At 57.4% G+C, this 12,367-nt stretch carries 15 protein-coding genes and 1 pseudogene; 10 read left to right on the forward strand and 6 right to left on the reverse strand.

Going from position 1 to position 12,367, the window contains the following annotated elements; all coding sequences use genetic code 11:
- The 4 genes and pseudogenes from VMA74_RS15965 to VMA74_RS15980 all read left to right on the forward strand — a co-directional run.
- Nucleotides 1–213 (forward strand): annotated as a pseudogene (locus VMA74_RS15965) (ABC transporter permease); the annotation flags it as partial.
- Nucleotides 214–220: 7 nt separating this feature from the next.
- Nucleotides 221–1,423: an ABC transporter permease gene (locus tag VMA74_RS15970; RefSeq protein ID WP_325368718.1), complete on the forward strand. Its 1,203-nt coding sequence runs from the start codon at nucleotides 221–223 to the stop codon at nucleotides 1,421–1,423.
- A 32-nt stretch (nucleotides 1,424–1,455) separates the two neighbouring features.
- A complete protein-coding gene (locus VMA74_RS15975) occupies nucleotides 1,456–1,674 on the forward strand; it encodes an MbtH family protein (RefSeq protein ID WP_325368720.1) in 219 nt (72 codons plus the stop codon).
- A 119-nt stretch (nucleotides 1,675–1,793) separates the two neighbouring features.
- Nucleotides 1,794–2,900, forward strand: a complete 1,107-nt coding sequence (locus VMA74_RS15980) for an alpha-hydroxy-acid oxidizing protein (protein WP_325368722.1) — start codon at nucleotides 1,794–1,796, stop codon at nucleotides 2,898–2,900.
- A 58-nt stretch (nucleotides 2,901–2,958) separates the two neighbouring features.
- On the opposite strand, the gene mug is transcribed toward VMA74_RS15980, so the two are convergent.
- Nucleotides 2,959–3,480 carry a G/U mismatch-specific DNA glycosylase gene (gene mug, locus VMA74_RS15985; RefSeq protein ID WP_325368724.1) on the reverse strand — a complete coding sequence of 174 codons (522 nt, stop codon included), beginning with the start codon at nucleotides 3,478–3,480 and terminating at the stop codon, nucleotides 2,959–2,961.
- Nucleotides 3,481–3,523: 43 nt separating this feature from the next.
- Complete coding sequence (locus VMA74_RS15990) at nucleotides 3,524–4,189, reverse strand: TetR/AcrR family transcriptional regulator (RefSeq protein WP_325368726.1); 666 nt, start codon at nucleotides 4,187–4,189, stop codon at nucleotides 3,524–3,526.
- Nucleotides 4,190–4,566: 377 nt separating this feature from the next.
- Here VMA74_RS15990 and VMA74_RS15995 point away from each other — a divergent pair, with 377 nt between their 5' ends.
- From VMA74_RS15995 to VMA74_RS16005, 3 genes are all read left to right on the forward strand, one after another.
- Entirely contained in the window at nucleotides 4,567–5,508 is a 942-nt protein-coding gene (locus VMA74_RS15995; protein WP_325368728.1) for an aldo/keto reductase, read from the forward strand.
- Nucleotides 5,509–5,559: 51 nt separating this feature from the next.
- Complete coding sequence (locus VMA74_RS16000; protein ID WP_325368730.1) at nucleotides 5,560–7,314, forward strand: MOSC and FAD-binding oxidoreductase domain-containing protein; 1,755 nt, start codon at nucleotides 5,560–5,562, stop codon at nucleotides 7,312–7,314.
- Between the two features lie 204 nt (nucleotides 7,315–7,518).
- Complete coding sequence (locus tag VMA74_RS16005; protein WP_325368732.1) at nucleotides 7,519–7,932, forward strand: VOC family protein; 414 nt, start codon at nucleotides 7,519–7,521, stop codon at nucleotides 7,930–7,932.
- 42 nt (nucleotides 7,933–7,974) lie between these two features.
- Here VMA74_RS16005 and VMA74_RS16010 read toward each other — a convergent pair whose 3' ends face one another.
- Together VMA74_RS16010 and VMA74_RS16015 are read right to left on the reverse strand one after the other, a co-directional pair.
- On the reverse strand, nucleotides 7,975–8,913 hold the full coding sequence (locus VMA74_RS16010) for an alpha/beta hydrolase (RefSeq protein WP_325368735.1): 939 nt from the start codon (nucleotides 8,911–8,913) through the stop codon (nucleotides 7,975–7,977).
- Between the two features lie 107 nt (nucleotides 8,914–9,020).
- Nucleotides 9,021–9,581 (reverse strand): TetR/AcrR family transcriptional regulator, encoded by a 561-nt coding sequence (locus tag VMA74_RS16015; protein WP_325368737.1) that lies wholly within the window; start codon nucleotides 9,579–9,581, stop codon nucleotides 9,021–9,023.
- A gap of 115 nt (nucleotides 9,582–9,696) precedes the next feature.
- On the opposite strand from VMA74_RS16015, the gene VMA74_RS16020 reads away from it, so the two are divergent.
- Nucleotides 9,697–9,954, forward strand: a complete 258-nt coding sequence (locus tag VMA74_RS16020; protein WP_325368739.1) for a hypothetical protein — start codon at nucleotides 9,697–9,699, stop codon at nucleotides 9,952–9,954.
- A 77-nt stretch (nucleotides 9,955–10,031) separates the two neighbouring features.
- Entirely contained in the window at nucleotides 10,032–10,496 is a 465-nt protein-coding gene (locus tag VMA74_RS16025) for a GFA family protein (RefSeq protein ID WP_325368741.1), read from the forward strand.
- A 292-nt stretch (nucleotides 10,497–10,788) separates the two neighbouring features.
- Here VMA74_RS16025 and VMA74_RS16030 read toward each other — a convergent pair whose 3' ends face one another.
- A complete protein-coding gene (locus VMA74_RS16030) occupies nucleotides 10,789–11,010 on the reverse strand; it encodes a hypothetical protein (RefSeq protein ID WP_325368743.1) in 222 nt (73 codons plus the stop codon).
- A 444-nt stretch (nucleotides 11,011–11,454) separates the two neighbouring features.
- Here VMA74_RS16030 and VMA74_RS16035 point away from each other — a divergent pair, with 444 nt between their 5' ends.
- Nucleotides 11,455–11,730, forward strand: a complete 276-nt coding sequence (locus VMA74_RS16035) for a hypothetical protein (protein WP_325368745.1) — start codon at nucleotides 11,455–11,457, stop codon at nucleotides 11,728–11,730.
- A 107-nt stretch (nucleotides 11,731–11,837) separates the two neighbouring features.
- On the opposite strand, the gene VMA74_RS16040 is transcribed toward VMA74_RS16035, so the two are convergent.
- Nucleotides 11,838–12,367: cytochrome d ubiquinol oxidase subunit II (locus VMA74_RS16040; RefSeq protein ID WP_325368747.1), on the reverse strand; the 530-nt coding region annotated here is incomplete at its 5' end.

Raw genomic sequence — 12,367 nt, forward strand, 5'->3', positions numbered from 1 at the left:
TTGATCAGCGGCATCCTTGGCCTGGTTGTTGCCGAATTGGGGCTGTGGGCGGTTCGGCGTCAGCCAGTGCAATACGCAGACTTGGCGCATCTCGATCCGGCCATGTTTGCAATGACCTTTTTTGTCGCTCTACTGGCCAGCCTTGCTGCCGGCCTGCTGCCGGCGTGGCGCGCCTGTGTGTTGGCGCCAGCTCCCTATATCAAAGCTCAATAAGGTGCGCATGGATATCCGCCCCATTTTTGTTAGCCTTTACAAACATTTGACACCAGCCCTTCTGATTGTGATGGAAATTGCGCTCAGTTACGCCGTACTGTGCAATGCCCTATTCATGATCAACGGGCGTGTGGCAGCGATGCACGTGCAGAACGCTATCGGTGAATCGGCAATTTCCGTGATCACCATGCAAGGCCTCGATGCTGCGCAGTTGCGCGCCGACATTCCTCGCAACTTGGTCGCCTTGCAAGGCATAGCTGGCGTTTCCGCGGCTGCGGTAACGACCAGCGTTCCCCTGGATGGCCAGGTGGCGATGATGGCATTCACTGCAAGGCCTGCCGAAAAAAACAGTGTGAACTCTTCGGAATACTTCCTCGGCGAAGGCGGCGAAAAAGCGTTGGGATTGCGCCTGTTGCAAGGGCGATTTTTTAATGAGAGCGAATACGCCAGCAGTGGACGCCAGGATTTTCTCTCTACGGGCCACGTGGTTCTGATCACGCAATCGGATGCGCAGCGCTTATGGCCTGGAGAAAGTCCATTGGGAAAATTACTTTATAGCGATTCCTCCAACTGGACGGTTGTTGGTGTCGTCGCTGACGTATTGGGCCAGGATCCTGCTGTGAGCGGCGAGAATGGTCGCTATTCGAGCGCGTTTTTCCCACTTCAAACTGATGACGCGCTCAATGACTATGTCATTTACAGCGCACCTGCAGAGCGTGCGCGAATCGTACGGGAAGCTTTGCGAGTAATTGGCAAGCTTGAGCCCACTGCGATCATCGATGGCAAGCCGTACGAGGAGATACGCAGCGATTATTTCGCGACCAGTCGCAGCATGGTGTGGATACTAGCCCTTGTGTGCGCTGTCATGCTGGCGGTCAATGCGTTCGGGGTGATCGGTCTGACCAGTTTCTGGGTGGCGCAGCGGTATCGCCAGATCGGCATAAGGCGTGCAGTTGGTGCATCTCGTCGTCACATTTTCATGTATTTTCAAACAGAAAATTTACTGCTGAGCGGCATGGGAGCGGTGTTGGGCATGACACTCGCTTACGGCATCAATATCTATTTGATGCATCACTACGAGGTGGAGCGCATGCCTTGGTATTACTTGCTGTTGGGCATGATCGCTCTCTTGCTGCTTGGGCAGCTAGCTGTACTTGGACCAACCTTGCGAGCTTCGCTGATACCGCCTTTAGCCGCAATGAGAAGATAATGATGCTCAACATAGATCACGGAGTGCCACACATGACGCAACCGTTCGAAGATAATCAATTGCAATTCCTGGTACTTGTGAATGACGAGGGACAGCATTCGTTATGGCCCGGGTTTGCCGAAGTACCCACTGGCTGGAAAACCTGCTTTGGTCCGGAAACGCGCCAATCATGTCTTGAATATGTTGAGCGAGAGTGGGTGGATATGCGTCCGCTGAGCTTGATCAAGGCGATGGAACAAAGCGCACAGTAGCCGCCAGTCTAGAACATTATTTTCTTGTTGCGCCGCCATTTATCTTGGTAGGGCAGGCTGCAGTAGTTGGTCCTGCTTTTCGTCCGTAAAGCCTCCATGGAAGCAACCAGATAGCTTGTATGCATAGCATTGAAAACTATCGTGATGCAGCCAGGAAGCGTCTTCCGAAACCTATTTATGACTACCTCGAAGGCGGCGCTGACGCTGAGTTAGCGCTCGATCACAATCGTAAGGTATTCGCGAATATAAAATTGTTGCCTCGTCGGCTGCGTGACGTCAGTAAGAGGTCATGTAAAACAACATTTTTGGATAGCTGGCTCTCTGCGCCGTTTATGTTGGGACCAACGGGATTGAACGGTCTTTTTTGGCGAAATGGCGACATTGCGTTGGCAAGGGCAGCCGCAAAAGAGGGGATTCCATTCGTATTGTCTACGGCTTCGAACTCCAGCCTTGAGGAAGTTGCGAAGCAATCAGACGGAGACAAATGGTTTCAGTTATATGTTCTGAACAGGAATATGACTTCCTCTCTCGTACAGAGGGCGCTTGAATGCGATTACTCAACATTGGTGTTAACTGTCGATGTCCCGCTTGGCGGAAACCGAGAACGGGATATTCGGAATAAATTTCACCCCTCGAATATGTCGTTGGCAAGATACGTGTATTGGGGGATTTCTCGCCCGAGCTGGGGTTGCCAAATGCTCTCAAGCGGAAAGATATCGCTTGCAAATCTTGGAGCAGGGCAGGGGGATGCCGCAATACAGGCGGCATTGATAAGTAGGAGCATGGATCAAACGTTCGATTGGGAGGCGCTTCAGTGGCTACGGAATTTATGGCCGCGAAAGCTCCTCGTAAAAGGTATCCTGCATCCAGAAGATGCATCTATGTGCTTAGATCTTGGCATTGATGCAATTGTACTATCTAATCATGGTGGCAGGCAGCTGGATGCGGCAGCCTCGCCTATGGAAGTATTGGCCGAAACAGCTCAAATTTTTCCAGGGCGAGTTCTTATAGATAGCGGGTTCAGGCGCGGCTCTGACGTTGTGAAGGCGTTAGCGCTTGGCGCTAGCGGGGTTTTAATAGGTCGCCCGGTTTTATATGGCCTAGCTACCAGCGGTGAGGGCGGAGTCCGCGAAATCATAAAGATACTTCGCAGAGAGATCGAAGATACGCTTTGTCACTTGGGATGTTGCGAAATATCTGAACTGTCTCCGCACCATATATTGTGATTTCAAGCGGGTAGGGAAGGTGCATGAATTTGACGCCCCTGCTGTTTGGAGGGCGATACTAGTCACTGAGTGTGGCAAGCACCTCCAGATAAAGATGACGATAAGCGTCGACCAGGCGATCGAGTTGGAACGATCGGTTTCTTCCGCTTGGATTGGGCAGCACCCACACGGTGGCGCCGTGTATGCGATCTGGCTGGAGGCCCCAGTCTATGACGCGCTGACCTTTCATTCCCGCGTACGCGGCCTTGCCTAGAAAGGCAACGAAGCGCGGCTTGTAGAGCGCAATCTTGTGTTCCAGCTTGCGCGTGGCCGCGGCGAATTCGCTCGGCGAGAGCTCCTCGGCGCTCGCCGTTGCCCGGCTTACCACCGACGTTATGCCGCAGCCGTACTCCAGCAGGCAATGACCGCATTGCGGCGAAATCTCGGCGGCCGTGAAGCCCGCGAGGTGTAGCACGCGCCAGAACCGGTTGCTCCTGCCGAGGAAGTGGTGTCCCGCCGACGCAGCGGCCAGCCCGGGATTGATGCCACAAAAGAGCACATCAAGGTCTTTGGCGATGATATCAGGGAGCCGGCTCGTCACGAGGCACCGTTGGAACGCCGGATATCCGGAATGTGGTTCACAATCAGGCCTCGCGCTTGCTCATGTTTTTGCGCGCGCTTGATGAACACATGACGTTGGTTGCCTTCTGGGCGAGCTTTCTCAATTCACCGCGCGGCGCGCCCGAACGAGCGCGAATCGCCAGCGTCTGCATGGTGGCGGTGGCTAGTATCGCAAGTGCCTTGGTATCAGCCCCAGGCTCCAGCTCGCCCTTATGAAGTGCCTTCTTGAAACGCGTTTCGAAGTCAGCATCCAGCTTGCGAAGGCCCTCGGCGACGATGTCCTGGATCTCGGCATCGCCGGGTGTTTCGGTGATGGCGGTGGCCACCACAAAACAACCAAGCACCTGCTCATCGCCCGAGAAATAGATCGATAGCGCCGCGTTGTAGACACGCATCAGCGTTTCGTCGAGTGCCTGGTCGCCGCCGAATGCCTCTTGTATCGCCGCGAACTTTCGAGACCAGTAGTCGCGCAATGCCTTTACGTAGATCTCGTGCTTGTCTCCAAAAGCCGCTCGCAGGCTAGGGCGATTCATCCCCGTGGCGGCGGAGATATCGTCAAGCGACGTGCCGGCGTAGCCGGCCTTCCAGAAGGCGTTGGCGGCCTGGCGCAGGGCGGCATCGGGCTCATAAGCGCGAGGCCGTCCGCGCGGGCGTTTTGCGGGCTGATCTTTTTTTGTACCGATGCGCATAAAAATACTTGACCAGTAATGCCGGCAAGAATATTATCCGGTTTAGTACAAAATTAAAGCGGTACGGGAGCATGCGCCTGACCTGCCCGGACTGGCAGGTTGATCAACGCAATGCGAGCGCGCTTTGATTAAGCACATCCGCGCGACGACGGCTGCTATCTCGACACCGTACGGCTCTCTATTGCATTGAGAGGCAACAGCGGCGATGCGTTTGCGCGTTCGCGAGGGATCGCCATCAGCGCGTCGGTTCCGACCAGGCGCCGGTCCGCAGCCGGTAGCGCAGCCATCGTTCTTCACCTCAGGTCTGCGGCACATCCACTAAGCTTTCCGGCTGGCCTGGAGTGTGTCGCGCACCGCACCGAACCAGGAGCATCGCCATGTCATTCTCTCGACCCCTCCAGGACACCACTCTGCCGATCCTAGGCGGCGAGGGCGAGCTGCCCGCACTTGGATTCGGTACCCTGATCCCGGACCCCGTCATGGCCAAGCGTGCCGTCAAGGCAGCGCTACGTGTGGGTTTTCGGCACATCGATGCCGCGGAGGCCTACCGTAACGAAGACGTCGTCGGCGAAGCGCTGCAGGAAGCTTTCGCCGAAAGGACGCTGACGCGCGAGGAACTGTTCGTCACCACCAAGCTGTGGAACAACAATCACCGTCCGGAACGTGTGGGACCTGCGCTTGATGCAAGTCTGCGTCGCCTGCAACTCGACCACGTGGACGGCTATCTGATCCACACGCCTTTTGCCTTCCAGCCTGGCGACGATCAGTATCCCAAGGGGGCGGATGGCCAGCTCCTTTACGACGATGGTGTCAGCCTGCTCGATACCTGGCGGGCGATGGAGCGCCTTGTTGAAGCCGGTAAGTGCCGCTTCATCGGCCTCTCGGACGTGCGCCTGGACGCGGTCAAGGACATCTACACGGCAGCGCGCATCAAGCCCGCCATGGTGCAGGTGGAATGCCACCCCTATCTGCCGGAGCAGGAGCTGCTGGACTTCTGCACGCAGCACGGCATCGTGTTGCTGGCCTTTGCACCGCTGGGGCATGGCATGGAACCGCGCGTGTTGAACGATCCCGTGATCGTGGACATCGCGCAACGCGAGCACCGCACGCCGGCACAAGTGGCGCTGGCGTGGGCCGTGCAGCGTGGCACCGCGATCCTGACGACGTCGACGAGTCCGGACCACATCAAGGAAAATTTCGACGTTTCGGCGCTGTCGGAAGAAGCACTGGAGCGGATGCAGCACGACATCACCACCAGGGTGCGGCTGAACCGGGTAGTCGATACGGGCTTGCCTGGCTTCATCCCGCGAGCGCAATAGACGTCACATCGACTAACATCGGCGTAGTGCTGCGCCAGCGAGGGGCAGGCCATGGCGACACTCGTCTCGATCAACGTAGGTCTCCCAAAGGACATTCCTTGGCAGGGAAGGGTGGTGCACACCGCGGTGTGGAAAACGCCGGTGAAGGGACGCGTCATGGTCCGGCGCCTCAATATCGAGGGCGACGGCCAGGGTGATCTCGGCGGGCACGGCGGCGAGCATCGTGCCGTCATGGTCTACCAGCTCCATTCATACCGCTATTGGCAGGATTTCCTGCAGCGGCCTGCGCTTGAGTTCGGCTCGTTCGGCGAGAACTTCACCGTCGACGAACTGGCAGACGACGAGGTGTGTATCGGCGACCGCTATCGCATCGGCGACGCGCTGTTCGAGGTTACGCAACCGCGGGTTACCTGCTATCGGGTCGGGATACGCATGAACCATCCCCAGATGGCGTCGCTGCTCGTTTCACATCGGCGCCCGGGGTTCTATTTCCGCGTGATCGAGGAAGGCGTGGTCGGTGCCGGCGATGCCATCGTCAAAGAACACTCCGCCGATGGCTTGGCGGTGTCGGTGGTCGACGGCCTGCTGTACCTGCCGGGCCATTCGCGCGAGCAACTCGAACGCGCCGTGCACATGCCTGCACTCAGCGAAGGCTGGCGCCAGGCGTTCGCGGCCATGCTGGAGGCGGGACCGCAGCAGCAAGGCAATGTCGGGCTCACAGGGCCCGCCGCGGTGCCTCCGGCATGGACTGGTTTTCGCAACGTCCGCGTAAGTGCGACCCACGATGAGAGCGCCTCCGTCCGATCCTTCACGGTCGAGGCAGTGGATGGCGAGGCGCTGCCCTCGCCGCGCGGTGGCCAGTTCGTGGTGGTGAGGATGACACCGCCTCTGCCGCGCCGACCGATACTGCGCAGCTACTCGATATCCGACGGCTCTACTCCCGGGCGGTATCGGTTCTCCGTTAAACGCGGCATGGGCGAGGGTAGCCAATACCTGCATGACGAAATACAGGACGGCGACGTGCTGGCCATCAGCGCGCCGCGTGGAACATTCTGCCTCGGCGATGGCTGCCGCCCCCTGGTGTTCTGGAGCGCGGGCATCGGCATCACGCCGGTGCTGGCGATGTTGCATGAACTGGCAGCCCGCAGCGACACGAACTCTAGGGCGATCTATTGGATCTACGGTGCGAGGAGCGGCGAGGAGAGCGTGTTCGCCGGGGAAGTCGATGAGTTGCTCGGCCGCCTGCGGCAGGCCAGGCGATTGGTCGGCTTCAGCAGGCCGGATCCGGCGGACCGCCTTGGTGCGCAGTTCGACGTGGAAGGCCGGATCGATGCGGCGATGGTCGCCGCGCTCTCTATTCCGTCCGATGCACTGTTCTATCTGTGCGGACCGGCGCCCTTCATGACGGCTGCGCGCGAGGGGCTGAGCGCAGCCGGTTATGCCAAGGCCAATATCCTGACCGAGCTGTTCGGTGCACAGGATGCGCTGCGGCCAGGCATCGCAGCGGCCGCAAATGCAATACCACATCCACCCGAAGGCGAAACCGCCGATGGCCCCGTGGTCACCTTCGTTCGCAGCGGACTTGCCGTTCATTGGGGCGGCCGTTACGGCAGCTTGCTGGAACTTGCCGAAGCCTGCGATATACCCGTGCGCTGGTCATGCCGCACAGGCGTCTGCCACAACTGCGAAACCGCCGTGATCGGCGGCGCGGTCGACTATTCGACGGCGCCTATCGATCCCCCGGCAGATGGCCAGGTGCTCATCTGTTGTTCGGTGCCCAGGGAAGACTTGCAGCTGGACCTCTAGACCCATGCCGAGCGCGAACATGCGCAGGACCCGCGCGTTCCGGGATGCCTCACGCACCGCAGGGCTTCATTTCCAGTCCTCCGACGCAGAGATACTCGACGGGAGATGAAGTCCTTCCTTTCGGGCTGACAAAGCGTGGCAGCTATATTTGCCGGCTCAGGATCCAACCTACCGTCACATCGACGTTTGCTGAGGAGTTACGCCGTGCAAAATCCCGTCAAATTGACCAAAGGCATTGATCATTTGGGTCTGACCGTGAGTGACATCGAGCTATCGCGACGGTTCTTCGTCGAGTGCCTCGGCTGGTCCGTGGTTGGCGAAGCCCCTGCGTATCCGGCCGTGTTTGTCTCGGATGGCTGTATCCGATTGACTCTGTGGCAGGTCGACCGGGAAGGTGGTTACGTCGCCTTCGATCGGCGGAAAAACCTAGGCTTGCATCACTTCGCACTGAAAGTGTCGAGTGAGGCCGACCTTTCCCGTGTTTTTGCACTCACCTCGGCTTGGCCAGGGGTGGCCATAGAGTTCCCGCCACAGCTCGTTGGCAATGGTCCAAATATGCATTGCATGCTTCGTGAGCCCGGTGGAACACGCGTGGAGTTTCGGTTTACCCCACAGTGATGCGAGGCAGGAGTGATTAGGGCGCAGGCTAAGTCTGCAGCATTACGAATTCATGAATTCGATAATGAGTTGTGCAAGCGTACGTGGCGCTTCTTCCGGCATGTAGTGTCCGCAGGCATTCAATACACCGCCCTGCACATCGTCGGCGACCAGCTTCATCGTCTCGATCAGCATCGTGCCTACACCTTGCTGTGCGCCAAACGCCAGCACCGGGATTCCAAGCTTGCGCTCGGCACGTTGCCGGCTTTCGGCCAATCCCTGTTGGCTGAATTGATGGCGATAGTAGGACAGCGCGGCACGCAACGCGCCCGGAGCAGCGTTGACGCGAACGTATTCGTCCAGATCCGCGGCACCAATCGCCCAATTGTGAACCGACTTGACATTGAACAGCCAGGTCAAGAACTCGCGCTCACGTCCTTTCAGCAGTATCTCCGGCAGATCGGGCAAGCGGTTGAAGGCAAAATGCCAGGTCTTCATGTTTGCTTCTTCCGAAGGAATGCCGTTCGCCAGCAGTGGCGTGACACCGGGTAGTGCCGAATCAAAAACGGCCAGCCGCTTTACGTACGCCGGCCATCCGGCCGCATAGGCATAACCGATCCATGCGCCGATATCGTGCCCCACGACATCCATGGGACCGTCAGCCAGAAGGCCCAATGCTTCGACTAGTCCATGAACTTCCGAGGCCACGGTCTGCATGTCATACCCCGATAGCGGTCGCTCCGAATCACCCATGCCACGTGGGTCCAGCGCTATGACACGGCGCCCGGCCTGGACAAGCGCTGGCATCACGTAACGCCATGCGTACCAACTCTGTGGCCAGCCGGGCAGCAGCAGGATCGGCGAACCTTCACCGCCTTCGACGTAATGTAGGCGGACACCGTTTACCAGGGCCGTACCGTGGTGGAATATTGACCAGAATGCTTCCGGCGCGAGAAACGGCGTGGCATCGTTTTCCGGGGTTTGAAGAATCACGTGTTCCATTAGAGAACCTCTTCTCTTCAAGTTTGATGGCTGTTTACTGACCGATTAGGCCCACTGGCTACCGCACGTAGTTGGGTAGCAATCGTTACCACATTGGACAAAAAAACTTACTCAAGTAGTTTCAGTGCCTGTTTGATCGGGCCTGTCATATCCTCGCGGGAGCGGCCGGTCTTGCCCAGCACACGCATACCTTGCAAGACACACACCAGCAAGCGTCCGACGGATTCGGCGTCCACGTCGGTACGAATGGAACCATCTTCCTGTCCCCGCAGGATGCAACTGACAAGGCGTTTTTCGTGCATCTTGAAGATCAGGTTCACGCGCTTGGCCATCTCCGGATCGGAACTCGCCAGATCCACAGCACTCCCAACCACCAAGCAACCACGTCGACCCGCAGCGCCGTGGCTGTAGTCCACATAGAGCTCCAGTACCGCCCGCACTTGCTCGAAACCTGTGGCAGCCCCCGACAGTGCCTGCTCCAGACGCGCGGCGCGCAGATCGACATAACGCTCGAGCGCCGCGAGGAAAAGTGCTCGCTTGTCCTTGAATGCCTTATAGATGCTGCCTTCGGTGAGTCCGATGGCCGCCGTCAACTTGCCTAGCGACGTGGCGGGATAGCCGAATTCGCTAAAGACAACAATCGCCTTGTCCAGAACATCCTCAAGCACAAATTCCCGAGGGCGCCCTGGCGCCCTGGTGACTGAATCTCGTGAAGGTGATCTAGACATATCTGTAGATTAGGAAGTAATCACTACCAAATCAAGTCTTTTTTGGAATCCATGGATGCGGGTACTGATCGCAGATGGTTCCAAGCTTGCCCGGATACCCGGTTCTTTTTGGGAAAGCTGGCCCGTTGCCGCAGCGATGGCATCTTCGAGTTGCTCGGCTGCCGCCACCGGGGCCTTGGCGAGTCTCTCCAATAGCCGGATTGATCACGTCAAAACTGTCTTGCGACTCTACAAGGTGATCTGCGATGCTGAGGTGATACAGGTCATCGAAAAACACCCACGAATTGAGCTGTCTGAGGTGATGCAGACATAAGTGATTCTCAAGAAAGTCGGCCATCGAGGATTCCTTGCCGACGACATGCCGCATTAAAAAGAAATCGGAGATCCCTCATGTCAGATGATTGGAAGTTGCCTTGGAATGGAGGCTGCCTCTGCGGTAATGTCCGATTCCAAATTCATAGTCCTCCTCTGTTGACGATGGTCTGCTACTGCGCCTGGTGTCAGAAGCGAAGCGCTAGTGCTTTCTCATCGATCGTTACCGTGCCAAGTAGTGGATTTGAGATCACAAGCGGCGAGCCGGAAACCAGCTGGAGTGCCAGCGAGCACTCTCACTACTTTTGTCCGCACTGCAAAAATTGGCTGTTTTTGCGCATAGCCGGCGCGGACATGGTCAACCTTCGGGCGACGATGCTCGACGACCACCGCTGGTTTGCCCCTTATGTAGAAATTTTCTCTGAGAACAAAGCGCCTTGGGTTTCAACCGCTGCTCCATACAGCTTCGTCGACATGCCGGGGGATGAGGACTTTGAGGATCTGATAGCATCCTTCGTTGTTAATGGGCCACGACCTGAGTAATGGGCCACGATGTTCGGCCGGCATGTCAGATCGGCCACAGGCCTAGGTCACGGAAGTTGTGCCGTAAATAGCGCAAAAGAGAAGACAGCGGTTAAGTGGTCGTCTAACAACGGGAAACTGCCAAGGGGAGGGGGAAGACGATGGATAAGAGGCAAAGCCTCATGGAGGTGGCCATCCTCTGGGTTGTCGGCGGACTGTTCGCGTTCCCGTTCGTCTACTGCTTGCATGGCGCACTTTGCGGTGAAATAGATATAGGCCGCATATCACGTAACCCCTCGGTTGAGGGCTATCTTCACGGGCCCAGGGCCTGGCTACTCACCGCGTGTGCGTTCGCTTTTTCAGCATCCTGGCTATTGATAACGATAGTGGGCTCTTTGAGATTCGTATCGCTACTCTTGAACAAAAACATCAAACCCACCAAGACGCAGGGATGGCTGATCGTTTTTTCATTGTCGATCATAGTTTTGTCCGCCCTGGTTGCGGCAACGGACATGTATTTGATCGCGGTGTACATCCGGGACGCCAACAAGGGACGAACGATGGACTGTGCGATTGCCAGGGAGTGTGGCCTACGGGTCGTGTCACTACGTGGGCCGGCCTTGCCTGCAAGCTTCCACGATCGGAACGACGATGGGAAGCTATTGAGCACCCATAGCTTGGTTCTCGTGAGTGAGATTGGGCTCAAGTTGAATTGATCCAGCGCGGAGTAGGCTTATCTTCACGGTGTGGAGATTGCCAAGCAGATCGCCGGCAAGGCGATATCACGAGCATAAGAAGCAACGGTGCTCAGCGCGCATGCACTTGGCCAGATTTGAGCCGGGCCAGAATTCTTGGGCGTAAGCAGATTCATGCGAAGACGCGCTCGGCAACCTGACCCGGGCGGCGCTGGCCAAAACCGTCGAGCTGGGCAAGCAGTCCTTCCTCCACTCCTGATACAGCAATCAAACGAGGAATACGCATGCGATCCATCAGCGACCGAGACCTGGCAGTGGTGATTCCGTTGCTGGCTCTCAAAATACGTGACCTTGAGCAGGAACTGAGCGAGATCGAAGCGCACCCGGACGCCCACGCGGACGCCGAGGCCGAGGACCGAATGCAGATTCAGGAAACGCTGGAGCAGTACGACGGCATCCTAGAAACGCTGCGTGCCGAATACGAGCATGGTCTAGCCGAGGGGATCAACCTGCCAAGCCACGACGAGCTGACGCGTCACATCCTCGTCAGGCCTGCCTGATTCGGAGGTTAGAGAGTTGGCATCGGCTTATTGGGACGAGCATGTATGCGTAAGAGAGCATACATGGCTCCGACCTTTCGGGGTCGAAAGAGGGGGCGGCCCTTTCGTCAGCCGTACTCTGACGAAGTCACGACCTTTCCGCGGAATATGCGGTAGACCATGGCCGTGTAGACCAGGGTTAAGGGGAAGGCGAGAAGACCTGCGCCCCAAAACATGAAGGTTAAGCTTGATGACGGTGAAGCCGCTTCCTCGATCGTCATGGAGAACGGGATCATGTAGGGCCAAAACGATGCCAAAAAGGTCGCAAAAGCAGAGATAAAAAAGATCATGGATCCAATGATCGGAAGCAGGTCTTTGCGGCCACGAAGTCCCGAGATGAGCATGCCCATGCCGCACAGGCCGATTCCCGGGAATGTCGCCATCCAAGGCAGTTGCACCCATCGATGAAGAATTTCCAGGCGCTGCGAAAGTGCGTAGCCAAATACCGACAGGAACTCAAGCGCGAGGGCTACGATGAGCCATGCACTGATGCGGTAGCTGGCTGAACGAATTCGCCCTTCGCATTTTGCAATCAACCAGGACGAACCAAGCAGCGCATAACCGACGCACAGACCAAGACCACAAAGTAAGGCGAACG

The organism is Dyella sp., from assembly GCF_035508675.1.
Lineage (GTDB): Bacteria > Pseudomonadota > Gammaproteobacteria > Xanthomonadales > Rhodanobacteraceae > Dyella_B.

Excerpts from the sequence above, each read along its gene's own strand:
- VMA74_RS15995 (WP_325368728.1), top strand. The coding sequence starts at position 4,567 with ATGTCATTCTCTCGACCCCTCCAGGACACCACTCTGCCGATCCTAGGC.
- VMA74_RS16010 (WP_325368735.1), bottom strand. The coding sequence starts at position 8,913 with ATGGAACACGTGATTCTTCAAACCCCGGAAAACGATGCCACGCCGTTT.
- VMA74_RS16030 (WP_325368743.1), bottom strand. The coding sequence starts at position 11,010 with ATGTACACCGCGATCAAATACATGTCCGTTGCCGCAACCAGGGCGGAC.
- VMA74_RS16000 (WP_325368730.1), top strand. The coding sequence starts at position 5,560 with ATGGCGACACTCGTCTCGATCAACGTAGGTCTCCCAAAGGACATTCCT.
- VMA74_RS16025 (WP_325368741.1), top strand. The coding sequence starts at position 10,032 with ATGTCAGATGATTGGAAGTTGCCTTGGAATGGAGGCTGCCTCTGCGGT.
- VMA74_RS15990 (WP_325368726.1), bottom strand. The coding sequence starts at position 4,189 with ATGCGCATCGGTACAAAAAAAGATCAGCCCGCAAAACGCCCGCGCGGA.
- VMA74_RS15970 (WP_325368718.1), top strand. The coding sequence starts at position 221 with ATGGATATCCGCCCCATTTTTGTTAGCCTTTACAAACATTTGACACCA.
- VMA74_RS16035 (WP_325368745.1), top strand. The coding sequence starts at position 11,455 with ATGCGATCCATCAGCGACCGAGACCTGGCAGTGGTGATTCCGTTGCTG.
- VMA74_RS15980 (WP_325368722.1), top strand. The coding sequence starts at position 1,794 with ATGCATAGCATTGAAAACTATCGTGATGCAGCCAGGAAGCGTCTTCCG.
- VMA74_RS15975 (WP_325368720.1), top strand. The coding sequence starts at position 1,456 with ATGACGCAACCGTTCGAAGATAATCAATTGCAATTCCTGGTACTTGTG.
- VMA74_RS16020 (WP_325368739.1), top strand. The coding sequence starts at position 9,697 with ATGCGGGTACTGATCGCAGATGGTTCCAAGCTTGCCCGGATACCCGGT.